23 protein-coding genes and 1 pseudogene are annotated in these 23,932 nt (G+C 63.7%); 17 read left to right on the top strand and 7 right to left on the bottom strand.

Annotated features, from left to right (window positions below; genetic code table 11):
- The 13 genes and pseudogenes from KFO72_RS29595 to KFO72_RS29535 form a co-directional block, all read left to right on the top strand.
- Positions 1 to 233, top strand: a pseudogene (locus KFO72_RS29595) (hypothetical protein); the annotation flags it as partial.
- A gap of 76 nt (positions 234 to 309) precedes the next feature.
- A complete protein-coding gene (locus tag KFO72_RS29590) occupies positions 310 to 1,101 on the top strand; it encodes a GntR family transcriptional regulator (RefSeq protein ID WP_054931916.1) in 792 nt (263 codons plus the stop codon).
- Positions 1,098 to 2,864, top strand: a complete 1,767-nt coding sequence (locus tag KFO72_RS29585) for a fumarate reductase/succinate dehydrogenase flavoprotein subunit (RefSeq protein ID WP_062917811.1) — start codon at positions 1,098 to 1,100, stop codon at positions 2,862 to 2,864. The genes KFO72_RS29590 and KFO72_RS29585 overlap by 4 nt, the downstream gene beginning before the upstream one ends.
- Positions 2,865 to 2,878: 14 nt before the next feature.
- Positions 2,879 to 3,124, top strand: a complete 246-nt coding sequence (locus KFO72_RS29580) for a ferredoxin family protein (protein ID WP_054931914.1) — start codon at positions 2,879 to 2,881, stop codon at positions 3,122 to 3,124.
- Between the two features lie 64 nt (positions 3,125 to 3,188).
- On the top strand, positions 3,189 to 4,622 hold the full coding sequence (locus tag KFO72_RS29575) for an ABC transporter substrate-binding protein (RefSeq protein ID WP_225033626.1): 1,434 nt from the start codon (positions 3,189 to 3,191) through the stop codon (positions 4,620 to 4,622).
- A 37-nt stretch (positions 4,623 to 4,659) separates the two neighbouring features.
- Positions 4,660 to 5,505: an ABC transporter permease gene (locus tag KFO72_RS29570; protein ID WP_225033625.1), complete on the top strand. Its 846-nt coding sequence runs from the start codon at positions 4,660 to 4,662 to the stop codon at positions 5,503 to 5,505.
- A complete protein-coding gene (locus KFO72_RS29565) occupies positions 5,502 to 6,293 on the top strand; it encodes an ABC transporter ATP-binding protein (RefSeq protein ID WP_225033624.1) in 792 nt (263 codons plus the stop codon). Before KFO72_RS29570 ends, KFO72_RS29565 begins: the two co-directional genes overlap by 4 nt.
- 29 nt (positions 6,294 to 6,322) lie before the next feature.
- Complete coding sequence (locus tag KFO72_RS29560) at positions 6,323 to 7,318, top strand: HEAT repeat domain-containing protein (protein ID WP_225033623.1); 996 nt, start codon at positions 6,323 to 6,325, stop codon at positions 7,316 to 7,318.
- Complete coding sequence (locus tag KFO72_RS29555) at positions 7,315 to 7,602, top strand: gamma-butyrobetaine hydroxylase-like domain-containing protein (protein ID WP_060607554.1); 288 nt, start codon at positions 7,315 to 7,317, stop codon at positions 7,600 to 7,602. The genes KFO72_RS29560 and KFO72_RS29555 overlap by 4 nt, the downstream gene beginning before the upstream one ends.
- A gap of 170 nt (positions 7,603 to 7,772) precedes the next feature.
- The gene (locus KFO72_RS29550; protein WP_225033622.1) at positions 7,773 to 8,849 is read left to right on the top strand and encodes an LLM class flavin-dependent oxidoreductase; all 1,077 of its coding nucleotides are present in this window, start codon (positions 7,773 to 7,775) and stop codon (positions 8,847 to 8,849) included.
- Positions 8,850 to 8,869: 20 nt separating this feature from the next.
- Positions 8,870 to 9,685: a class II aldolase/adducin family protein gene (locus KFO72_RS29545; RefSeq protein ID WP_225033621.1), complete on the top strand. Its 816-nt coding sequence runs from the start codon at positions 8,870 to 8,872 to the stop codon at positions 9,683 to 9,685.
- Positions 9,685 to 10,281, top strand: a complete 597-nt coding sequence (locus KFO72_RS29540; protein WP_225033620.1) for a cysteine dioxygenase — start codon at positions 9,685 to 9,687, stop codon at positions 10,279 to 10,281. Before KFO72_RS29545 ends, KFO72_RS29540 begins: the two co-directional genes overlap by 1 nt.
- Positions 10,278 to 11,885 (top strand): rhodanese-related sulfurtransferase, encoded by a 1,608-nt coding sequence (locus KFO72_RS29535; protein ID WP_225033619.1) that lies wholly within the window; start codon positions 10,278 to 10,280, stop codon positions 11,883 to 11,885. Before KFO72_RS29540 ends, KFO72_RS29535 begins: the two co-directional genes overlap by 4 nt.
- A gap of 29 nt (positions 11,886 to 11,914) precedes the next feature.
- On the opposite strand, the gene KFO72_RS29530 is transcribed toward KFO72_RS29535, so the two are convergent.
- Positions 11,915 to 12,826, bottom strand: a complete 912-nt coding sequence (locus KFO72_RS29530) for a LysR family transcriptional regulator (RefSeq protein WP_225033618.1) — start codon at positions 12,824 to 12,826, stop codon at positions 11,915 to 11,917.
- A 190-nt stretch (positions 12,827 to 13,016) separates the two neighbouring features.
- On the opposite strand from KFO72_RS29530, the gene KFO72_RS29525 reads away from it, so the two are divergent.
- Positions 13,017 to 13,949 carry an ABC transporter substrate-binding protein gene (locus tag KFO72_RS29525; protein ID WP_054931904.1) on the top strand — a complete coding sequence of 311 codons (933 nt, stop codon included), beginning with the start codon at positions 13,017 to 13,019 and terminating at the stop codon, positions 13,947 to 13,949.
- Positions 13,950 to 13,995: 46 nt separating this feature from the next.
- Positions 13,996 to 15,201, top strand: a complete 1,206-nt coding sequence (locus KFO72_RS29520) for an acyl-CoA dehydrogenase family protein (RefSeq protein WP_225033617.1) — start codon at positions 13,996 to 13,998, stop codon at positions 15,199 to 15,201.
- A 121-nt stretch (positions 15,202 to 15,322) separates the two neighbouring features.
- On the opposite strand, the gene KFO72_RS29515 is transcribed toward KFO72_RS29520, so the two are convergent.
- The gene (locus KFO72_RS29515) at positions 15,323 to 16,144 is read right to left on the bottom strand and encodes an alpha/beta fold hydrolase (RefSeq protein ID WP_225033616.1); all 822 of its coding nucleotides are present in this window, start codon (positions 16,142 to 16,144) and stop codon (positions 15,323 to 15,325) included.
- Between the two features lie 362 nt (positions 16,145 to 16,506).
- Between KFO72_RS29515 and KFO72_RS29510 the strand changes: the two genes are divergently transcribed.
- A complete protein-coding gene (locus tag KFO72_RS29510) occupies positions 16,507 to 17,085 on the top strand; it encodes a DUF1003 domain-containing protein (RefSeq protein WP_412101808.1) in 579 nt (192 codons plus the stop codon).
- A gap of 11 nt (positions 17,086 to 17,096) precedes the next feature.
- Here the strand turns inward: KFO72_RS29510 and KFO72_RS29505 are convergent, their stop codons facing one another.
- From KFO72_RS29505 to KFO72_RS29485, 5 genes are all read right to left on the bottom strand, one after another.
- Positions 17,097 to 18,209, bottom strand: a complete 1,113-nt coding sequence (locus tag KFO72_RS29505) for a sensor histidine kinase (protein ID WP_225033614.1) — start codon at positions 18,207 to 18,209, stop codon at positions 17,097 to 17,099.
- Positions 18,210 to 18,692: 483 nt separating this feature from the next.
- Positions 18,693 to 19,733: an ABC transporter substrate-binding protein gene (locus tag KFO72_RS29500; RefSeq protein ID WP_225033613.1), complete on the bottom strand. Its 1,041-nt coding sequence runs from the start codon at positions 19,731 to 19,733 to the stop codon at positions 18,693 to 18,695.
- Between the two features lie 40 nt (positions 19,734 to 19,773).
- On the bottom strand, positions 19,774 to 20,586 hold the full coding sequence (locus KFO72_RS29495; RefSeq protein WP_054931900.1) for an ABC transporter ATP-binding protein: 813 nt from the start codon (positions 20,584 to 20,586) through the stop codon (positions 19,774 to 19,776).
- Entirely contained in the window at positions 20,580 to 21,626 is a 1,047-nt protein-coding gene (locus KFO72_RS29490; RefSeq protein ID WP_225033612.1) for an ABC transporter permease, read from the bottom strand. Before KFO72_RS29490 ends, KFO72_RS29495 begins: the two co-directional genes overlap by 7 nt.
- Before the next feature lie 25 nt (positions 21,627 to 21,651).
- Positions 21,652 to 22,647 carry an ABC transporter substrate-binding protein gene (locus KFO72_RS29485; RefSeq protein ID WP_225033611.1) on the bottom strand — a complete coding sequence of 332 codons (996 nt, stop codon included), beginning with the start codon at positions 22,645 to 22,647 and terminating at the stop codon, positions 21,652 to 21,654.
- A gap of 267 nt (positions 22,648 to 22,914) precedes the next feature.
- On the opposite strand from KFO72_RS29485, the gene KFO72_RS29480 reads away from it, so the two are divergent.
- Positions 22,915 to 23,931 (top strand): aliphatic sulfonate ABC transporter substrate-binding protein, encoded by a 1,017-nt coding sequence (locus KFO72_RS29480; protein WP_225033610.1) that lies wholly within the window; start codon positions 22,915 to 22,917, stop codon positions 23,929 to 23,931.
- Position 23,932: the final 1 nt, after the last annotated feature.

Genomic DNA, 23,932 nt, shown 5'->3' with positions numbered 1-23,932 from the left:
CAAAGAAAAGTAGGTGCCGCCCCGCACAGGGGCGACGCTTGAAGCACGCTAACAATTCGCGGATGCCAGCGAAAGCGAAAGCAAAAGCAAAAGCAAAAGCAAAAGCAAAAGCAAAAGCAAAAGCAAACCGCGAATGCCAGCGCAAAGCAAGAACCAAATCCCAGACGCCACCGCAAAGCCCAGAACAACCACACCACCGCTCCTCGATCCATTCCCGCCATTTGCTCAAATAGATAGCAGAAATAGTTGGTTTGGCCGCCAGTTTACGTTCACTAGACTCCCACTCATCTTGTCATAACAAGTTGAGCCATGTCGAAACCGGCAAGCCCCCTCGCCCCCGTCGCGTCCGTGCCGCTCTACGCGCAGATCAAAGATGCGCTGCGCGTGCAGATTCTCGACGGCACCTACGCGCCGCATTCGCAGATGCCGTCCGAGCATGAACTCTGCGCAATGTACGGCGTCAGCCGCATCACCGTACGCCAGGCGCTCGGCGATCTGCAAAAAGAAGGCCTGTTGTTCAAGCTGCACGGCAAAGGCACGTTCGTATCGAAACCAAAGGCGTTTCAGAACGTGAGCTCGCTGCAGGGCTTTGCAGAAGCGATGTCATCGATGGGCTACGAAATCGTCAACCAGTTGCGCAGCTTTCGCGTCGTCGAGGCCAATCGCAACGTGGCCGCGCGCCTCGGACTCGAAGAAGGCGCGCCCGTCACGGAAATTCATCGCGTGCGGCTGCTCAACCGCGAGCCCGTGTCGCTCGAACTGACGTGGCTTCCCGAAGCGCTCGGCACGCGTCTGGCGAATGCCGACCTCGTCACGCGCGATATCTTCCTGATCCTCGAAAACGACTGCGGCGTGCCGCTAGGCCACGCGGATGTCGCCATCGACGCGATCCTCGCCGACGACGAAATCGTCGACGCGCTGCGCGTCGAGGAAGGCAGCCCGGTGCTCCGCATCGACCGTCTCACGCACGACGCGGCAGGCACGCCGATCGACTACGAACATCTGTACTTTCGCGGCGATGCGTTTCAGTATCGCTTGCGCATCGACCGGGAAAAAGCGGGCAAAAGCGCGAAGCACAAAGCAACGAGGAAAGCACGATGAACACCCATGTACTCGAATACGACATCGTCGTAGTCGGCGGCGGAACGGCGGGACCGATGGCCGCTGTCAAGGCGAAGGAAGCCAATCCCGACCTGAAGGTCCTGCTGCTCGAGAAAGCCAACGTCAAACGCAGCGGCGCGATCTCGATGGGGATGGACGGGCTGAACAATGCCGTCATTCCCGGCCACGCGACGCCCGAGCAATACACGCGCGAAATCACCATCGCCAACGACGGCATCGTCGATCAGGCCGCCGTCTACGCATACGCCAGGCACAGTTTCAAAACGATCGAAGAACTCGACCGTTGGGGCGTGAAGTTCGAAAAAGACGGCACGGGCGATTATGCCGTCAAGAAAGTGCACCACATGGGCTCGTATGTGCTGCCCATGCCCGAAGGACACGACATCAAGAAAGTGCTGTACCGGCAACTGAAACGCGCGCGTATCGCGATCACGAATCGCATCGTTGCAACGCGTCTGCTGACCGATGCGCACGGCAATGTGAACGGCGTCATGGGCTTCGATTGCCGCACGGCGGAGTTCTACGTGGTTCGCGCGAAAGCGGTGATTCTGTCGTGCGGCGCGGCGGGCCGCCTCGGCTTGCCCGCCTCCGGCTACCTGATGGGCACGTACGAGAATCCGACCAACGCGGGCGACGGCTACGCCATGGCCTATCACGCGGGCGCCGCGCTCGCGAACCTCGAATGCTTCCAGATCAACCCGCTGATCAAGGACTATAACGGTCCTGCCTGTGCCTACGTAACGGGGCCGCTGGGCGGCTTCACGGCCAACGGCAAAGGCGAACGCTTTATCGAATGCGATTACTGGAGCGGACAGATGATGTGGGAGTTCTATCAGGAACTCCAGAGCGGCAACGGCCCGGTGTTTCTGAAGCTCGATCACCTCGCCGAAGAAACCATCCAGACCATCGAACAGATTCTGCATACGAACGAACGTCCGAGCCGCGGGCGCTTTCACGCCGGACGCGGCACCGATTACCGCCAGCAGATGGTGGAGATGCATATCTCCGAGATCGGCTTTTGCAGCGGACACAGCGCGTCGGGCGTGTACGTCAACGAGCGCGCGGAGACCACGGTAGGCGGTCTTTACGCTGCCGGTGACATGGCCGCCGTGCCGCACAACTATATGCTCGGCGCGTTCACGTATGGCTGGTTTGCAGGTCAGAGCGCAGCCGCTTTCGTTGCGGGCCGCGAACATGCGCCGCTCGATCAGCAACAGATCGATGCCGAACGCGCGCGCGTCTATGCACCGCTCGAACGCGAACATGGGCTTGCGCCTTCGCAGGTCGAATACAAGCTGCGCCGCATGGTCAACGACTATCTTCAGCCGCCCAAGGTGACGCGCAAGATGGAAATCGGCCTGCAGCGCTTCGAGGAAATCGCTGACGACATCGCGTCGATCAAAGCCACGCATCCACATGAACTGATGCGCGCGGCCGAAGTGCGCGCGATCCGCGATTGCGCCGAGATGGCCGCGCGCGCGTCGCTGTACCGCACCGAAAGCCGCTGGGGTCTGTATCACCATCGCGTCGACTATCCGCAGCGCAACGACGCCGAATGGTTTTGCCACACCCATTTGCGCAAGGATGCCTCTGGCCGCATGACCAGCGAGAAGCGCGCTGTCGAACCGTACATCGTGCCGCTCGACGAACGCGAACGCGGCTCGTACAGCAACCTGCGCATTCACGACGACAAACCCGATCCGCGCGCGAACGCCCAGGCGCTCGCCGATGTGACCGCCTGACGGGAGCACCCGCGATGTCCTTCACTCCACACGACATTCTTCATCGAAGCGCGGCACCCGTCACGATCGACGAAAGCAAATGCATCGCCGACAAAGGCTGCACGGTATGCGTCGATGTCTGCCCGCTCGATCTGCTCGCCATCGACCTCAGCAAGGGCAAGGCCTATATGCAGTTCGACGAATGCTGGTACTGCATGCCGTGCGAACAGGATTGCCCGACAGGCGCCGTGAAAGTCGATATTCCCTATCTGCTGCGCTAGCGAGACGACGCGAGCCCGCAGCACTCACTGTCTTTGCATGGATACCAACGAAAGAGCCGACATCATGACTATCCGCTACGCGCTACCTCACTTCCTTTCCGTTGCTTCCCTCGTCTTCGCCTTCACGGCGGGTTCGGCGCATGCCGAAACGATCCGCGTCGCCATCGGCACGCAGGACACGACGATCAACTGCGCGACAGGCGGCCTGCTGATCCGCGAACTCAATCTGCTCGACAAATATCTGCCGCATACGGGCAAATACAAGGACGTGACCTACGACGTGCAATGGAAGGACTTCACGTCCGGCGCGCCGATCACCAACGAGATGGTCGCAGGCAAGCTCGACTTCGGCGTGATGGCGGATTTTCCGGGCTCGCTGAACGGCGCGGCGTTCCAGAAGGCGGGCCGCAAGAGCGTGTTCATTACCGTGTTGTCGGGCAGCGTGGACGGCAGCGGCAACGGCATCGTCGTGCCCGAGAATTCGACGATCCGTTCGATCGCCGATCTCAAGGGTAAAACGATTTCCGTGCCGTTCGCATCGACGTCCCACGGCATGCTACTGCGCGCGATCAAGGCACAAGGCTGGAATCCCGACACCGACGTGAACATCATCACGCAGGCGCCGGAGGTGGCAGGCAGCGCATTGAAGGCAAACAAGATCGACGCGCATGCCGACTTCGTGCCGTTCGCGGATCTGTTTCCCTATCGCGGCATCGCGCGCAAGATTTACGACGGCGCGCAAAGCCATGTGCCCACGTACCACGGCGCGCTCGTCGATGCAGCCTACGCGCAGAAGTACCCCGAAGTGGTCGTCGCGTATCTGCGCGCCGCCATCGAGGCGAACCGTCTGATCGCGCAAGACCCCGAGAAATACAGCCTGCTGATCCAGAAGACGACGGGCATCGAAGCCCCCGTCGATTATCTGTATCACGGTCCGCTCGGCCTCCAGACCCGCGACCTCACCTGGAAGCCGGAGTATCGCCAGGCCACTGCGACCGCAATCGAAACGCTCAAGCTGCTGAAGAAGACGGACGTCGATCTGGACGTGAACACGTTCATCGACGATCGCTATATCCGCCAGGCGTTCAAGGAATCCGGACTGGACTACGATGCCGCGTTGAAGAACTACGCGAAGCAACCCCTCGTCGCCAACGACGCCGTCACCGGCAAGCCGATCCGCAACTTCAACGACGTCGCCCAGGTGTGGCTCGACAGCGAAGCGAAGGTCCGCAATTACGCATCGGCGGATGAAGCGTTCGCGGCACTCGGCAAGATCGAGCAGTCGGGCGGCAAGGCGCGTGCCGTGTTCGTTCACGATCACGCCAGCGGCCTCAAGCTGTTCGCAAACCAGGCGTGGTACGTGAAGGACGCGCATGGCGCGATCACCGCGTTCCTGCTGAAAGCCGGCGCCGACCAGTACGCGCAACAGGTGTCGGGCGCCGTCGTCGATTTTGCCGCCGCGAAAACGGGCGCGGCGCAAGCCGTCGCGTCGCGCTGAGCGCGTTGGATCGTCACGCCACATCGGGAACCCGTCCATGGCCGCCACTTTTGAACTCCGCGACAGACGCGAACAGACATGCCGACGCGCGCCTCTCTTCACACCAGCGACCAGGCGTCGCGCGTGGCGCGCCACATCGCTCGCGGTGTGCGTCGCGCTCTGGCAACTGGCCGTGCACTTCAGGCTGTCGGCAGGCTTCATCACGTTCGCCAACGTGCCCGCCCCTTCCGATGCGCTGCCCGCGCTATGGTCGCTGCTGCATTCGCCCAAGCTGCCGATGCATCTGGCCGCAAGCATCTGGCGCGTGCTGGCGGGCTTCTGTGCAGCAACGGTGGTCGGCGTCGGCCTGGGCCTCGCGATCGGACGCTACCGTGCCGTCGAAGATACGGCGCTGCCCGCGCTCGAAGTGCTGCGGCCCATTCCCGCCGTCGCGTGGATACCGCTCGCGATCCTGATGTTTCCCTCGTCGGAACTCAGCATGATGTTCATCACGTTCATCGGCGCGCTGTTTCCGATCCTGCTCAATACCGTGCATGGCGTGGAAGGCGTCGATCCACGCCTCGTTGCGACGGCGCGCAGCCTCGGCACGAAGCCGCTCGCGCTGTACACGGAAGTCATCCTGCCCGGCGCCGCGCCCGCGATTTTCACGGGCCTCGCGATCGGCATGGGAACCGCGTGGTTCTGTCTCGTCACCGCAGAGATGATCGCGGGCCAGTATGGCATCGGTTACTTCACGTGGGAGTCGTACACCTTGCAGAACTACCCGGATATCGTCGTCGGCATGGCGCTCATCGGCGCACTCGGCATGGGCAGCAGCGTGCTCGTCAAACGGCTGGGCATCGCGCTCACGCCGTGGTACCGATTGCAGGAGAACCGCCGATGAGCAGCGCCGCCCTTGAAGCCGCCACCACGGCGGCCAGCATCAGCGTGCGCCAGCTTGCCGTCGAAGTCGGTCCGCCGCACGCGCGCATCGCCACGCTCGACGGCCTCGACGTCGATATCGCGCCCGGTCAGTTCGTCTGCGTGCTCGGCCCTTCGGGTTGCGGCAAGTCGACCTTGCTCGGCGCGATAGCGGGCCACATCGCCGCGACGCACGGCACGATTGCCGTCGACGATGAAGCGGTCGACCGTCCGCATCCCGAGCGCGGTCTGGTGTTTCAGCAGCACACGCTGTTTCCGTGGAAGCGCGTGATCGACAACGTCGCCTTCGGTCTCAAGATGAAGGGACTCGGCGCGAGCGAGCGGCGCAGGCAGGCAACCGAACTGCTCGAGCTCGTCGGACTGGGCGGATTCGACGCGCATTATCCGGCGCAGCTGTCGGGCGGCATGCAGCAGCGCGTCGAGATCGCACGCGTGCTGATCAACCGGCCGCGCGTGCTGCTGATGGACGAGCCATTCGGCGCGCTCGACGCGCAAACGCGCCGCATGATGCAGACACTGCTGCTCGATATCTGGGCGAAGTTGCGCACCACTGTCGTGTTCGTCACGCACGACATCGAAGAAGCGCTGTTTCTCGCCGACCGCATCCTGATGCTGTCGCAGCGCCCGGCTCGCGTGGTGGCGGACATCCCCGTGCCCTTGCCGCGCCCGCGCCGCGACGACACGACGCTCGACCCCGCCTTCATCGATATCAAGCGCCAATGCCTTGCACTGCTGCGCGAGACGGCATGACGCCGCGCAACCTCACACTTTGATCGTCCATGACCGACCCGACCATTCTGACCTACGATCCCCAAACACTCGCGCCGGAAGCGGCAGCACTGCTGCCGCGTCTCGCGGATGCCGATGCCGTCGTGCGGCGCATCGCGCTGCTCGAACTCGCCGACCTCGAAGACCCCGACGCGCTGCAACCCATCGTTGCCGCGCTGAAGCACGACGAATCCGCCGACGTGCGCAGCGAAGCCGCACGCGTGCTCGGCGCGTGGGAGCAACGGGAGATCGTCGCGGCGTTATGCGAGGCACTGACCGACGCGCAGCACGATGTACGCGCAGCGGCTGCGTCGAGTCTGTCGGCGTTGAAGGACGCGGCTTCCGGCGAAGTGCTGTGCGCGTGGGTCGAGCATCCCGAGCCGTTCGTGAAGGCGGCCGTGTTGCGCGCATTGCGCGAACTGCGTTATGCCGACGCGTTCTCAGCCGCAGTGCGCGCGCTCGATCACGACGACTCGAGCGTACGAATCGAAGCCGTCGGTGTGCTCGGCTGGCTCAAGGATACGCGCGCACTCGCGCCGCTCGCGCGGGCCGCGACGCGTGACGCCAGCGCGGAGATCCGCCGCACGGCCGTCGGCGCATTGGGCTTTGCGCCAGCGGACGATGCCGCGACAGCCGACGCGCTGCTGCGCACGCTCGCCGATCCGGCGTGGCAAGTGCGCGAAGAAGCCGCCACGACGCTAGGCAAGCTGCGCGCTCAATCCGCTCGCGACGCGCTGATCGCCGCGCTGGGCGACGCCTACTGGCAAGTGCGTCTGCGCGCGGCGCGGGCCCTGGGTCAACTGGGCGACCGCGCCGCCGCGCAACCGCTCGTCGCGCTGCTGTCGCACGCGATCAGCAACTTGCGCAAGGAAGCGGCGCTCGCGCTCGGCGAACTGCGCGATCCATCCACACTCGCCGCGCTGGAACACGCACACGACGACGCCGATCCCGAAGTCCGCAAGGCCGTGCGGATCGCCTTGCAACAGATCGCGCAGACCACGCGATGAAAACGCCTCGCCACATCGAGATCGACCACGCAGCGCACACGTTGACGCTGCATTGGCCCGACGGCGCGACGCAGTGCGTCGCGCATCGCGTGTTGCGGCAGCTTTGCCCTTGCGCCGAATGCAAGCGCCTGCGCCTGCACGGCGGCGCACCCGTCGTGCCGGACGACATCGCACTGCTGGACGTTCGCCCCGCCGGATACGGCGTCCAACTGCTGTTCAGCGACCGCCACGAACGCGGCATTTTCCCGTGGGCGTTTCTGGAACGCCTGCCGTCCACACGCTGATCCAAGCAGGCCGGTCCATGTCTAACATGCGCACTCGATATCTTTATCTGAATTTACTATTTAAATTCTGCATAACGCAGTGATAGCCTGATTTCGACCTGCAGACGCTGAGCGCGTCTGCTTTCACATCTAATCGTCCGTCGAAGCGGAACATCCGGCAAGGAGCCAACGTGAGCGTCGAATTCATCGGCATGATCCAGCAGCGCAAGGTATCGGAAACGCATCTGCCGCAAGGCCCCGCCATCGATACCGACTACGTGCGCGCCTTTGCGCAGGCCCACGAGAACGCGGGCTTCGATCGCATACTCGTGCCGCACAGCTCGACGAGCCCCGACGCGACCATCACGATTGCGTATGCTGCGAGCGTCACTTCACGCGTGCACTTCATGCTCGCGCACCGCCCGGGCTTCGTCGCGCCGACGCTGGCCGCGCGTCAACTGGCCACGCTCGATCATTTCTCCGGCGGACGTCTCGCCGTGCACTTCATCTCCGGCGGCAGCGACGAGGACCAACGCCGCGACGGCGACTACCTCACGCATGACGAACGCTATGCGCGCACCGACGAATATCTGCAGATCCTGCGGCGCGTCTGGACTGAAAACCAGCCGTTCGATCATGAAGGCCGCTTTTATCGCTTTGAAAAGGCTTTCTCGGATGTGAAGCCGAAGCAGACGCCGCATGTGCCGATCTATTTCGGCGGTGCTTCGGAGGCTGCGCTCGCCGTTGCGGGCAAGCACGCCGACGTCTACGCCTTGTGGGGCGAATCGAAACAGCAGGTCGCCGAACTGATCGCGCGCGTGCGTGCCGAAGCCGGCAGGCATGGCCGCAACGTGCGCTTCTCGGTGTCGTTCCGCCCGATTCTCGCGTCGACGGAACAGGCCGCGTGGGAACGCGCCGAGCACATTCTCGAAGAAACACGGCGTCTGCGCGTCGAACAGGGCTTTTCGCGCGGCGGCCCGCAGCAGAGCGAAGGCGCCAAGCGCCTGCTGGCCGCGTCGGGAGAGGGCGTGCGCGCCGACGACCGGCTGTGGACGGCCGTCGCCAAGGAAATCGGCGGACGCTCGAATTCCACGGCGTTGGTCGGCACGCCGGCACAGGTCGCGCAAACGCTCTCCGAGTATTACGAGTTGGGCGTGACGACCTTCCTGGTTCGCGGATTCGATCCGCTCGAAGATGCCATTGACTACGGGCGCGAGCTGATTCCGGCGACGCGCGAGTTGACCGCGCGCATCCGCCGCGCCGCGTGACGACGGGAGCCCATCGGAACATGAGTACCCTACTTCACGATACGCCCTCGCTCGCGCTTCGCCAGACACCCATGCGCAAGTTCTGGTTCGACGACGACGCCGCGCCGCAGCGCACGCTCGCGCAAGAACGCCGCCACCGGCAGGAGCGTCTTGCAGGCGCATTCCGCCTGTTCGCGCGGTATGGCTTCGCACAAGGTCTCGCGGGTCATATCACCGCGCGCGATCCCGAATGGACCGACCACTTCTGGGTCAACCCGCTCGGCAAGCATTTCGGCCGCATCCGCGTGTCGGACCTGTTGCTCGTCAACCGTCATGGCGAGATCGTCGTCGGCGATGGTCCCGTGAATCAGGCGGCATTCGCGATTCACGCCGCGATCCATGAAGCGCGGCCCGACGTCGTCGCCGCCGCGCACACGCATTCGCTGTATGGCAAAGCATGGTCCACGCTGGGACGCAAGCTCGATCCGTTGACGCAGGACTCGTGCTCGTTCTACGAAGATCACGCGCTGTTCGACGACTTCAGGGGCGTCGTGCTCGATACCGGCGAAGGCGCGCGCATCGCCGACGCGCTTGGCCAGCACAAAGCGGTGATCCTGAAGAACCACGGCATACTGACGGTCGGGCCGAGTGTGGAAGCGGCGGCATGGTGGTACATCGCGCTCGACAACGCATGCCACGCGCAACTGCTCGCCGAAGCAGCCGGCACGCCGCAACCCATTCCGCACGACATGGCCACGTTGACGCATCAGCAGGTCGGCCGTCCCGGCGGCGCGCTGCACTCGTTCGAGAGCTTGTACGAAGGGCTCGTCGAAGAAGAACGGGAGCTGCTCGACTGATGGCGATTCACAAACTGCGTCATTTCGTCGGCGCGATCGCGGCGCTCGTCGATGCCAATACCGCTGAACCCGAATTGCTCGAACGTGGCGGGGATGCCTTGCGCGAGCTGATCGACGCCGACGACTGGCTGCCAGAGGCTTTTGCGCAACCTTCCCCCGAGCGTTATCAGCAATACCTGCTGTATGCCGACGTGCAACAGCGCTTCAGCGTCGTCAGTTTTGTCTGGGGCCCCGGACAGCAGACGCCGATCCACGACCACACGGTGTGGGGCTTGATCGGCGTGCTGCGCGGCGCGGAACTCGCCGCGCCCTTTACGCGCGACAGCGACGGCACACTGCGCCAGGCAGGCGACGAAATTCGCCTTGAAAAAGGCGCTGTCGAAGCGGTCTCGCCGCGCATCGGCGATATTCACCGGGTGCGCAATGCGTATGATGACCGCGTGTCCGTCAGCATTCACGTCTATGGTGCGAACATCGGCGCAGTGCTGCGCTCGACCTACGCGCCCGACGGCCTGAACAAGCCTTTCATCTCCGGCTACTCGAACGAAACCATCCCGAACCTGTGGGACCTCAGCAAGGAACGTCGTCATTCATGAAGTCATATCCGCTGCGCACTTATGAAGACGTGCGCGAAGCGCTGCTCGCCAGGCGTGAAATCGCCCTGCTCGATGTGCGCGAAGAAGACCCGCATGCGCAATGTCATCCGCTTTTTGCGGCGAATCTCTCGTTGTCGCGCATCGAACTCGACGCGTGGACGCGCCTGCCGCGCCGCGATGTGCCTGTCGTCCTGTTCGATGCGGGCGAAGGCTTCGCGGAGCGCGCCGCCGACACCTTGACGGCGCTGGGCTACACGAACGTCGCGTTGCTCGCGGGCGGATTGGACGGATGGATACGCGCAGGCGGCGAAGTGTTTCGCGACGTCAACGTGCCGAGCAAGGCGTTCGGCGAATTCGTCGAAGCGCAGCGGCACACGCCGTCGCTTTCGGCTGAAGCCGTCGATGCGCTGCTGAAGAACGGCGACGACGTCGTCGTGCTCGACGCGCGCCGCTTCGACGAATATCAGACGATGAACATTCCCGGCAGCATCAGCGTACCCGGCGCGGAGCTGGTGTTGCGCGCACGGGCGCTGGCGCCGAAGCCCACCACGCGTGTGATCGTCAATTGCGCGGGGCGTACGCGCAGCATCATCGGCACGCAATCGCTGGTCAACGCAGGGCTGCCGAATCCCGTTGCCGCGCTGCGTAACGGCACGATCGGCTGGACGCTCGCGGGCCAGCAACTCGAACATGGCAGCGACCGTCGTTTCGATCTGCAAACCGGGCTCGACGCCGCGGACATCGACGCATCGCGGCGTGCCGCGCTCGCGCTCGCGCAACGCGCGGGCGTGAGCCGCACGACGCTCGACGAAGCCGCGCGCTGGGCCGTCGACTCGTCGCGCACCACCTATCGCTTCGACGTGCGCACGCCCGTCGAATACGAACGCGCGCACGCGCCCGGCTTCCAGGGCGCGCCGGGCGGACAGCTCGTGCAGGAGACGGACATGTTCGCGCCTGTGCGCGGCGCACGTGTCGTGCTGTTCGACGACGACGGCGTGCGCGCGAACATGACGGCTTCGTGGCTCGCGCAGATGAACATCGACACGTACGTGGTGGACGCCGCATCGCCGGACGACCTGACGGCAAGCGGCCCGTGGCACGCTGCGAAGCCGCAGCCTGCTGCGACGCCGGCGCTCGCGCCACAAGAACTCGCGGCGCTGCTCGCCGACACGGCGAGCGGTACGGTCGTGCTCGATGTGACGTCGAGCGCCAATCATGTGAAGGCGCATATTCCGGGCGCGAACTGGATCGTGCGCTCGCGCCTGTCGAATGCCTTCGACGATCTGCGCGCCTTGCCCGATGCGAAGCGCTATGTGATCACCTGCGGAACGAACGCGCTCGCGCCGTATATCGCACCGGAAGTCGCGGCGTTGACGGGCAAGCCGGTACAGGTGCTCGATGGCGGCACGTCGGCGTGGATCAGCGCGGGCCTCCCTGTCGAGCATGGCGATGCCCGTCTCGCTTCACCGCGCATCGACCGTTACCGGCGCCCCTATGAAGGCACCGATAATGCGCGCGAAGCCATGAACGCCTATCTGGAATGGGAATACGGTTTGGTCGCGCAACTGGACCGCGACGGCACGCACGGGTTCTTCGTGATCTGATCCGGACTTGTCGGGAGTCGTCCGAAATCTCAAGCCGCGCGCGACAAACGTGCGGCCTTGAAGCTCTTTTCAATGCTTTCCGGCAGCACCGTCAACGCCGACTGCATCTTGCCGAGCGCCCGCGAGCGCACGATCCACACCGCGATTTCAGGCTTGAAGTCACTGAGCTGGATCACGTCGAGTTGCGCCGCGTACGCGCTTGCATCCAGCAGCGGCAACGGCACGAGACCCAACCCGACGCCGTCGGCGACGAGGCCGAGTTGAAGCTCGGTGCCGAGCGTTTCCAGATTCAGCTTCAACGCGTAACCCTGCGCGGCCAGCGCGTGTTGCAGTCCCGCGCGAAAGCCGCAACCATCGGGATTCAGCACCCAGCCATACGCCTGGCATTCGGCCAGCGTATGCGCGCGCTTTTTCATGCTGCCCTTGCGCGCGACGACGGCCAGTTTCAATGGACCGAGCACCTCGCCCACCAGTGTTTCGGGCAGTGCACGGTTAGCAGGCAGCAGCACGACGGCCGCGTCGAGTTCACCGTCTTCGACCTTTTGCAGCAGCGGATTGCCCCAACCCGTCGATACACGGGCCTGCAATTCCGGGTGTGCTTCGCGCAACGCATGCAAGGCCTTCAGCATCGCAACGTCGGCGACCGTCTGCGCGACGCCGAGACGCAGCACGCCCGCAAGCGGCGCATCGTCGGTGACGAGATGTCTGAGCGTTTCGACTTCACGCACGATCGCGCGGCATTGCTCGTAGACGGCGCGCCCCATCGGCGTCGTCTTCAAAGGCTTTGTGTTGCGGTCGAGCAAGGCCACGCCGAGCGCTTCTTCGAAGTTCTGGATGCGGCGCGTTACGGCGGGCTGCGTAAGCGCCAGCGCATTGGCTGCCTGATTCAGCGACTGGCTGCGCACGACAGCGACAAAGGCCTCGATCTCATCGAGTTTCATTGAGTGCTTTCCGCTTGATGAAGGTTGGATCAACGATGTGTCGAGCTTAACGTGATTGACGTATCGCATTCAAGGCCGCACACGTATTTCGATCTCGCATATTAGCAAAGCAGAACAATGCGTTTGCCTTATAAAAAGCGCCTGCGTATCGTAGGCTTTTCATCCTCTCTCGCATTGGTCACGATCCATCATGCACCGTCTGATTGCCCGTGTTCTCCTCGTGGCGTTATCCGCCGCCCCGTTCGCCGCTCACGCCGACACCACCCTCAAGGTTGGCGATCAGCAGTTGCAGACGCGCGGCATTCTCGAAGCATCCGGGCAGTTGAAGGACGTGCCGTACAAGATCGAATGGTTCAACTTCCCCGCTGCGCAGCCGCTTGGCGAAGCGCTGAATGCGGGTGCAATCGATGTCGGCGGACTCGGCGACGCGCCGTTGATCTTCGCCTACGCAGCCGGCGCGAAAGTGCGCGCCGTCGCGGTAACGCGCTCGCAGCCCATCGACCTTGCGATCATCGTCCCCGATCAATCGCCCATCAAAAGCGCCGCCGATCTGAAGGGGAAGCGCATCGCGACGACGCGTGGCTCGATAGGCCATTACCTCGCTATCGCAACGCTGGAACGCGCGGGCATCAAGCTCTCCGACGTGTCGCTACGCTTCATGCAGCCCGCCGATGCAAAGGCGGCGCTCGCGTCGGGCAACGTCGATGCGTGGTCCACATGGGACCCGTACGTGGCGCTCGCCGAACAGCGCGATCACGACCGCAGCATCGCGAATGGTGTGAATCTCTCGTCGGGACTGAGCTTCCAGGCGGCAACGGAAGACTCGATCAAGGCCAAGCGCACGGAGATCGCCGACTTTCTGAAGCGCGTCGCGGCCGGGCAGCGCTGGGCGCTGTCGCATCCCGATGAAGTTGCCGCGATGCAATCGCGCGTGACAGGCTTGCCGCCCGAAGTGTTGAAGACCGTCTATCAGCGCGCGCAACTGCACCCTATCGCGATCGACGACCATGTGATCGCCGAGCAGCAAAAGACCGCCGATCTCTATCACCGCGCCGACGTCATCAAAACGCGGCTGGATGTCGCGCCGAGTTTCGACCGTCAGTTTCCGCTGGATGCGCAGTGATCTCGCGCCGCGCATTGTTCAGTTCCATCGACACACCGGGTCCGATATGACACGCCGCCATCCCGACACTGCATTCGTCGAAAACGAGCGCGACGCCGATGCCCTCGACGCGCTCGCGGACCTCGACAGTCCGCGTGCCGATACGTGGCTCGCCGCGTTGACCGATGATTTCGCCGCCAGCGCCGCCGCGCTCGACGCGGGGCCGCATTTTCCACACGACAACCTCGCGAAGCTGCGCCGCGCCGGGCTGCTCGCGTTGACGGTGCCGCGCGCGCTCGGTGGCCGCGAAGCGACCCTCGCGCAGACGTTGAAGGTGATACGTGCCATTGCGCGCGGCGAGCCTTCGACAGCGCTGATCGTCGTGATGCAATGCCTCTACCATCTGCGTTTGCAGGCGAATCCCAACTGGCCGGTCGCACTCAAGGAACGCATTGCGCGCGACGCCGTCGAGCGCGGCGCGCTCATCAATTCGCTGCGCGTCGAGCCGGAACTGGGTTCGCCGTCGCGCGGCGGACTGCCGGGCACCGTCGGCAAACAGGAAAGCGATTACTGGATACTGAACGGCCGCAAGCTCTACTCGACAGGCAGCCCGGGGCTGACGTGGTTCGCCGTATGGGGCCGCACGGATGAAGCATCGCCGCGCGTCGGCACATGGCTCGTGCATCGCGACACGCCCGGCATCCGCTTCGGCGAACCGTGGAATCATCTCGGCATGCGCGCGACGGGCAGTCACGAAGTCATCTTCGACAACGTGCGCGTGCCGCTCGATCACGCTGTCGATCTGCAATTCCCGGGTCCGTCAAACGGCATGGACCCTGTCACCAGCCTCTGGATGAATGTGCTGCTGCCTTCGATCTACGACGGCGTCGCGCGCGCGGCCCGCGACTGGTTCGTCCATTGGGCAGCCCAACGCGTGCCATCGAGCCTGAACGCGCCGCTATCGAGCCTCGACAGTTTCCAGCAGACGGTAGGACGTATCGACGCATTGCTCTTCAATAACCGCGTGTTGCTCGACGCGGGCGCGGCCGGGCATGTGAGCGCAACGGAAGCACCGACGATCAAATATCTCGTGAGCCAGCATGCAATCGAAGCCGTCGAATTCGCGCTCGAAGCAAGCAGCAATCCGGGCCTGAGCCGCAACAATGCGCTCGAACGCCATTACCGCGATGTACTGTGCGCGCGCATTCACACGCCACAGAACGATACGGTGCTCGGCAATCTCGGGCGCGCGGCGTTCGCTTCGCTCTCATAGCGCGACCGTGCAAACCGCTCGAAGGGCGTGCCGATTGCGCAATGGCATGCGTCGCGGATAACGGCTAGATCCCGCCGGTGCCCGTATAACGATAACCGGCAGGATTTGCGCACGACCGCTGTTATTCCTGAATGAACTGCAGCAGGTCAGCGTTGACGAGCGAGGCGTGCGTCGTGCACATGCCATGCGGCGCGCCTTCGTAGATCTTCAGCTTGCCATTCGGAACCAGCTTCGACGAAAGTTTCCCGGAGTCGTCCAGTGGCACGATCTGATCCGCGTCGCCTTGCAGTACCAGCGTCGGCACGGTCATCTTCTTCAGGTCTTCCGTGAAGTCCGTTTCCGAGAAGGCCTTGATGCAGTCGTATGCGCTCTTGATCGAGCATTGCATGCCTGCATACCAGAACGCGTCGATGGTGCCCTGCGACGGCTTCGCGCCTTCGCGATTGAAGCCGTAGAACGGCAAGGCCAGATCCTTGAAGAATTGCGAGCGGTTGTCGATCACGCCCTTGCGGATGTCGTCGAATACCGAGATCGGCAGGCCGCCCGGATTGGCAGGCGTTTTCAGCATCAGCGGCGGCACGGCGGAAATCAGCACGGCCTTGCGCACGCGTTGCGTGCCGTGCCGGCCGATATAGCGCGCGACTTCGCCGCCGCCCGTCGAATGGCCGACCAGCACCGCATCCTTCAGATCGAGATGTTCGATCAGCTCCGCGAGATCGTCCGCGTAGCGGCTCATGTCATTGCCGTCCCAAGGCTGGCTCGAACGGCCATGCCCGCGCCGGTCATGCGCAATCACCCGATAACCCTTTTCCGCGAGACACATCATCTGCGCGTCCCACGCGTCGGCATTCAGCGGCCAGCCATGCGAGAACACCACCGGTTGACCCGAACCCCAATCCTTATAGAAAAGCTGGGTACCATCTTTCAATTCAAACGTAGCCATTACCTGAACTCCTGGATTGATGCCAATTCAGCCGTGGCGCTTTTCGTGTATCCGGCGAAAGCGGCACGGCGAAATACGCGCTTCGCGCTGCGCGATCCCTATCGCGGCCAGTGCATCGCGTACCAATCCAGTATCCGGGCTATCGGACGACGTGCATTGTGTATCGCCCCGACACTTTGGTATCCGCACGACCATTCGCGTTCGATGCCTTCGGGCGCCGCTCACGCATGCGCCGTGCGGACATGAATCGCAGCGTGCATTCGCATAACCGGGCGCGGCAACGAAGCTCTACAGTCTGCATACATTCGATGCGCGAAACCTCGCGTATCCGTTATTCAATTCCAGCATTCATTCCCACCATCATGGAAAACAACATCAAGAGTCCGACGCCGCACAGCGACATGGCCGCGGATCACATTGAACACGACGACGCGCCGCGCGATCACATGCGCTTTCAGCTTCCCCATGCGCATCTTTCAACCGTGTTCGGCAACGACTGGTTTGCGCTGAAGGCGGAATCGTTCGCGCGCTTCTTCGGCACGCCAACGTTTCTGCTGTCGCAGACCTTGATCGTCGCGATATGGATCGGCTTGAACGTCTGCGGCGTGACACGTTTCGACGTGTATCCGTTCGTGCTGTTGAATCTCGCATTCAGCCTTCAATCGGCTTATGCTGCGCCGTTGATCCTGCTCGCCCAGACGCGTCAGGCCGATCGCGACAAGGCACATGCCGATGCGGACGCGCGTCATCGCGAAGCATTGGCGGCCGCGGCGGAACGGCGCGACAAGGCGCTTGCGCATCAGACGGGGCAAATGCAGGCGCTTCTGCGGCAGAACACCGAACTAACTGAGTTGACTCGCGACCTCACCGAACAGATCGCCCGGCTCACGCAGGACGTGCACGAGAAACTCACTCGCGACAAGCACGCGAAAGCAACATAAGCTCGCGCGGCTCACCCCTCGGCAACGACAGGCACAGGAAGCGCGATCTGCATGCTTGCGCCGCGCGCTGACGGTGCCGCGCACGAGATCGAGCCGCCATGTCCTTCGACAATCGACCGGCAGATCGACAACCCCAGTCCCATTCCCTCTGTTTTCGTCGTAAAGAATGCGCTAAAGAGTTTCGCCGCGACCTCGGGTGAAATGCCCACGCCGGAATCCTCGACCGTAATGGAGACGCGCCGCCCTTCCTCGATACGTGTCTGCAACCGGAGTTCGCGTGCCCGGTCCTGAATCGACGACATCGCCTGCAATCCGTTGACGGCCAGATTGATCAGCACCTGCTGCAATTGCACGCGGTCGCCATTCACCGTCAACTCGCCCGGCGACAGGTCCATCTTCACGACAGCGCCGTATCGCTTGACCTCGCGATCCAGCAAGTCGATCGTTTCGACGACGAGGCCATTGATGCCAAGCGGCGCGAACGTCGGTTCGCTCTTGCTGGCCAGCGCGCGTATCCGGCGGATGATCTCGCTCGAACGCCGCGCATTGCTCGCCATCGCTTCGAACGCGTGGCACGCTTCGTCGAGATTCGGTGTGTCGCGCCGCAGCCAGCGCAGGCCCGCTTCGCCGTGCGTCGTGATCGCCGCGAGCGGCTGACTGACTTCATGAGCGATCGATGCCGCCAGCTCGCCAAGCATCGTGACGCGCGTGGCATGGGCGAGCTCGGTGGTCGAACGGTTCAGCGCTTCGTGTGTCTCGTTCAGCTCGCGCACCTGCTCCGCGAGACGTGCGCTGTCGGCTTGAATGCGTAAGGTCAGGGCCGTCGTCGCGATGATCGACAGACAGGCCACCGTGGCACGCGCGAGTGCGGAAAAAGACTCTTCGTCGAGATGCCCGATCAGAAAGCCGATCAGCGTCGCCCAGATGCACGCAATCGCGACGATCAGCGTGCCACGGCGCGACAGCACGGTGGCCGCCAGCATCACGACGATCGAGTACAACACCATGATCGCCGTGGCAAAGTGACCGAACGAATCGATCAGAAAGACGATCAGCGCCAGTCCACCCGCGAGCGCCAGCGTCAGTGCGGGATTCTGCTTGCCGAGGAAAGACACGCGTTCCATGTTCATGTCGAGAGCGGGAGAATTGGACTTGTCAAATCGCGCTCCAGGCGCGGGACGGCAGCGCGGCACAAGTCCGCGGCGCCCTGCCTGGCAGCGCAGTTCACCCCGAATTGCGGTCCTTGCTTCGCACCGCCTCTCGTTGCAGGCAGTACAGCATGGCTGTCCGGGCGGGGCGCGATGCTTGCGTGATGGGTCACGAACTCTCGTTAACACGTCGTGCCGCCCTTTATTCCAGCGGCAGCAGTGCGACGTGCGACTCGGCAGGCGCTGAAAGCGGAATTGAAGCCGGCGCCTGTCGATGGCCGCCAATATGGCGCGCGCGCGTAACGCGAGCTTTCGTCGAGCGGGAGTTTTATCGGATTTGCACGGTAGCGTGCAGGCCGAAACGCGTTGAAGTCAGTTGCGCGTCGCAGTCAACACCGCGACGCGCAACTGCATTGAAAGCGAACGGCACATTGCGTGCCGCCAGCCGGACTCCATTGCTCAGGCGAGCACGTCCGAGAACACGCGGGTCGCGAAACGGTTCGAATCCGTTCCCGCGTTGATCACGCCGACCGATTTCAGATCGTCGGCATACAAAGCGATCTCTTTCTTGAACGCATCGCCGATGGGGTGATGATGGTCCGTGTGACTTTTCAGCATCGCCGTCAATTGCGCGACGTCCGCGCCCGGCGCATTCGACGAGAAAATCGTCGCCGCCTCGGCGGGATGGTTCGCCGTCCATTCGGTCGCTTCGAGAAGCGCCTGCGTCAGCGCCTGCGCGGTTGCGCGGTCCTTGCGGATCAGCGAGCCACGCACGCCCAGCACGCAGCACACGCGCGTCGCGTACTCGCCGCACAGGTTGTTCGACACTTCCTGCAGATGATCGGTCTCGCGCAGCGTCCAGATGGTCGGATCGCCATCGGCAATGGCCTGCACTTCGCCTTTTTTCAGCGCCTCGCCGAGCAGCGTGGCGGGGTACTGGCGCCAGCGCACGTCGTTGTCGGGATCGACGCCGAGCTTCTTGAGCGTGATCGCAAAGAAGTTCTTCGCGGGGCTCGCCATATCGCTCACGCCGACCGTGCGCCCTTTCAACCCCTGCAGATCGACGATGCCCGATGCTTTGGTCGCGAGCAGCCGCATGCAGCCGCCGTGGACGCCCGCCGTCAGCTTCACGTCGAAGCCCTGCTCCAGTGGCTTGATCCAGCGCAGCGCCATGCCCACGCCCGCGTCCGATTTGCCCGTCGCAATCGCTTCGAGCAACTGGTCGGTCGAACCGGCGAAGTTGATCAGTTCGACATCGAGCCCATGCTTGCGAAAGAACCCCTGCTTGACGGCGACGGGCACGGGCGCCGTGCAGATCGCGCCTGCATTCCACGAAAGCTTGAGCGGCTTGAGGTTCTCGTCGGCGACGGCGCGCATGCCCGGCAGGAACGATGCGCCGCCCAGCGCGGCAGCGCCCGCCGTCCACGCGGTCTTGCGCAGCCATGCGCGGCGTGATGCGTTGGCGGGGGTTGGAGGGTCAATCCTGTCGTCGGTTTTCATGTCGTTGTTTTTCCAATGCGTAGGGTGGTGATGGGCAGCGTCACGCAACGAGGCCGAGTTGCGCCAGCACCTGGCGGCGCAGCGCAACCAGTTTCGGGTCGTCGCGGTGACGCGGATACGGCGCGTCGTTGCGCACTTCGGCGACGATGCGCGCGGGCCGTTCGCTCAGCACGATCACGCGGTTCGCCACGTACAGGGCCTCTTCGACGTCGTGCGTGACGAGCAGCACCGAGAAGCGCGCGGCCTGCCACAAGCGCACGAGTTCGCCCTGCATGCGGATGCGCGTCAGCGAATCGAGCTTGCCGAACGGCTCGTCGAGCACGAGCAGTTGCGGATCGTTGACGAGCGCGCGCGCCAGCGCCGCGCGCTGCGCCATGCCGCCCGATAGCTGATGCGGAAACGCATCCGCGAATCTGTCGAGGCCGACCAGTTCGAGCGCGGCGTCGATGCGCGCCGCCGCACTGTCGCGCGATGCGCGATCGCGTCCCGTTCGCTGCGCTTCGGGGCCAAGGCCGACGTTGTCGCGCACGGTGCGCCACGGGAACAGCGTCGGGTCCTGAAACACCACGACGCGCGACGGGTCCGGCCCGGCAATCGGCTCGCCGTTCGCATGCAAGGCGCCGTGAGCAGGCGTATCGAGCCCCGCGACGAGGCGCAGCAAGGTGGACTTGCCGCAACCGCTCGGCCCGAGCAGCGCGACGAATTCGCCGGGCTCGACCGTGAGGCTGATGTCGTCGAGCACCGCGAGCGCTTCGCCGCGCAACGCAAAGCGATGACTGACGTTGCGCACGTCGATGCGCGCGCCCTGCCGCGCATCCGTATGCGCGTGCGACGCTTGAGTAGCCGCTACCATTTGAGCAATCCTTTTTGCCAGGCCAACAGACGGTCTCGCACCTTGAACAGCAGCGTGATCAGACCGGAGCACATCAGCGCCATCACGAGCAGAGCGGCATACATGTTCGAATACGCAGCCCAGCCTTGCGCCCATTGCAGATACCAGCCGAGTCCCGCCTTCACGCCCATCATCTCGGCGACGATCAGCACGGAGAACGATGCGCCCAGTCCCATGAACAATCCGACGAACACCGACGGCAGTGCGGCGGGAATCGCCACGCGCAAGATCAGGAACGACGCGCGTGCGCCGAGCGTGCGCGCGACGTCGTAGTAAGCGGAGTTCACGCCGGCGACACCGGACCACGTGAGCACTGCAACGGGAAACGCGGTGGCGAGCGCGATCAGGAACACGCTTGCGCTGAAGCTCGATGGAAAGAAGAAGAACGCGAGCGGCAGCCATGCCGTCGCGGGCAACGGGCCGATCAGGCGCAGCACGGGGTGCAGCCAGTAACCCACGGCACGCGACCAGCCGATGCTCACGCCTGTCGTGAAGCCCGCCAGCGCACCGAGCGCATAGCCGTAAGCGAGCAGCACGAACGAATGCCCGACACTCGACGCAAGCCTCGGCAGATCGTCGAAATACACGGCGATCAACGCCTGAGGCGGTGCGAAGAACGGTCGCGGCAGCCATTCGAGCTGCGCCGTGACGAGTTCCCACGCGGTAATGCCGATAGCCAGCGCGAGCAGCCACGGCCCCGCCGCGATACATCTGTCGATGCTTGCACGCTTGGTGTCCGCATGCGGCCTGATTGCGCCATGGCTCAGCCACGCGCGCGCGCCGATCGCCGCCGACAACGCCGCCAGCGCGAGTTTCAGGATCAGCAGTTCGCGCGTGTACGGCCAGTCGTCGGCCGCGGGCCACCATTGCGTCACGGCCGCGCCGCCTAGCCACGCGAGGGCCGCCAGTGCGGCGACGATCTGCCCGCGAAGGTCGCGCGGCGCAGCGGCAGCGTCGGCGTGCAGGCCCGCAAGATCGATTGCCTGAGTGTGTGAGGACATGTCGATACGCTCCTTGAATATACGGCTACGCGTTGCCGATGGTCGTATCCGAAATGGCGCGCACGTCGATGCGGCGCGGCAGGATCGCATCGCGATACGCGGCGTCGGCTACTTTTTGCAGCGCCGCGATGTCGGCGTCGGAGACGAAGTGCTGTTTGAGCGACGCGCGCTTCGTGATCTGCTTGGCGGCGTCGAGCGGCGAGCGCGTGAGGGTTGCATAGATTTGCGCGTAGGCGTCGGCATTCGCGACCGCCCAGTCGCCTGCGCGCTGATAGCGCTGCAAAACATCCGCGATGGCGGCGCGCTTGCGTGTGTCGGCCAGCGCCGCGCCGGATGCCGTGATGAAACCAAGGCCGCTATTGATACCCGTTCCGTCGCGCAACACGCGCGCGCCGCGTTGCACCGCGATGCCGTAGTACGGATCGAACGTCGCCCACACGTCGATCGAGCCGGACGCGAATGCCGCGAATGCATCGACAGGCAAAATGAAGCGCACGGAGACATCGTCCTTCGACAATCCCGCTTCGGAAAGCGCACCGTATAGCTGGAACTGAGAAATGCTGCCGCGCGCCGACGAGACGAACACCGTGCGGCCCTTCAGGTCCGCGACCGTTCGGATCTTCGAATCCTGTGCGACGAGGATGCCGAGTTGCGCGCCCGAGCCAACCCGCGTTGCGACGATCTTCAAGGTCGGATCGCCGACAGCGGCCGCGAGCACGGGCAGGTCGCCAGCGGGCGCGAGATCGACGGCGCCCGCGCGCTGCGCCTCGAAAAGCGGCGCTGCGCCCTGGAAGTTGGCCCAGCGAAACGCGTACGGCGTGCCGTCGAGTACTTTCCCGGCTTCCGCGAGCGCACGCGTGCCGCCGGCCTGATCGCCGAGCACGATCGTGGTGGATGCCGCCTCGGCCGCTTGCGCGCCGCGCGCGGCTGACGCGGAAAACGCAGCGACGGCAGGCGCCGCCGCAAGCGCGCGAAGCACGCGCCGCCGCGCGGAAAAAGACGTTGAAACAGAAGCGCTCATAGGCCCTCGCAGTCGATATGCAGGCAAGCGTAGCGACGAAGGACCACCGTGAGAATTATTCTATTTATATATGTTTATCTCTTAGCAATATTTATGTTTTGCATCTTTTGAACGACGTGCCGAACGTGACGATCACCACGTCTATGCTTATCGGAAAGCGTGCAATCAATAGCTGAAACATTCGCTTAGGAAGCGTCGGTTCCGTTGCTACGATGGCGAACCGATCCATTGCTTCGCCCGATTCAACATAGAAAACGGAATACACGTATGGCGTCTATCACACGACGGGCTCTTGCCCGCATCGCGCTTGCTTCCCTGTTTGCGCTCACATCCGCGCTCACATCGGCGCAGAGCTTCGCGCAAACGTCCAACGCCAATGGCGCGCCTGTTTCGTTGCGTATCGGTTATCAGAAATCGTCGACGCTCATCACGCTGCTCAAGGCACGCGGCTCGCTCGAAAAAGCACTCGCGCCGCTCAACGTGCGCGTCTCGTGGAACGAGTTCACGAGCGGCCTGCCGTTGACGGAAGCACTCAATGTCGATGCCGTCGATTTCAGCGCCGATGTGGCCGACACCGTGCCGATCTTCGCGCAGGCCGCGCATGCGCGCTTCGTGTACGTCGCGCAAGAGGCGCCTTCGCCCGGCGCGCAAGCGATCATCGTCAAGAAGGATAGTCCGTTGCACGCGCTCGCCGACCTGAAGGGCAAGCGTATCGCGGTGACGAAGGCGGCGGGCAGCCACTATCTTCTGCTGGCGGCATTGAACAAGGCAGGCCTCACGGCGGGCGACGTCAAGATCAGCTACCTCACGCCCGCCGATGGCCGCGCAGCATTCGAGCGCGGCAGCGTGGATGCATGGATTACGTGGGACCCGTATGTCGCATCCGTCGACAGGAACGCCGATGTGCGCATTCTTGCGAACGGCGACGGGCTGGCTTCGTATCAGCGCTATTACCTCGCGTCGAGCACGTTCGCCGATGCCCATCCCGAAGTGGTCCAGGTCGTGTTCGATCAACTGAAGGAAGCGGGCGAATGGCTGCGCGCGCATCCCGACGACGCAGCCAGAACGCTCGCGCCAATATGGGGCCTCGACGCGAGCACGATCGAACGCGCGAATGCACGGCGCAGTTATCAGGTGCGAGCCGTTGCCGTGCAGAACTACAGCGAGCAGCAGATCATTGCCGATGCGTTCTACAAGAATGGCCTGCTGCCCGCGCGCGTCGAAACGAATCAGGCGCAGTTGTGGGACTTCGCTGCCAAACGGGCGAAAGCCATCGGCAGCTAAG

Source organism: Paraburkholderia sp. XV (genome assembly GCF_020177535.1).
Taxonomy (GTDB): Bacteria; Pseudomonadota; Gammaproteobacteria; order Burkholderiales; family Burkholderiaceae; genus Paraburkholderia; species Paraburkholderia caribensis.
This window is presented reverse-complemented; position numbering and strand designations above follow the sequence as displayed.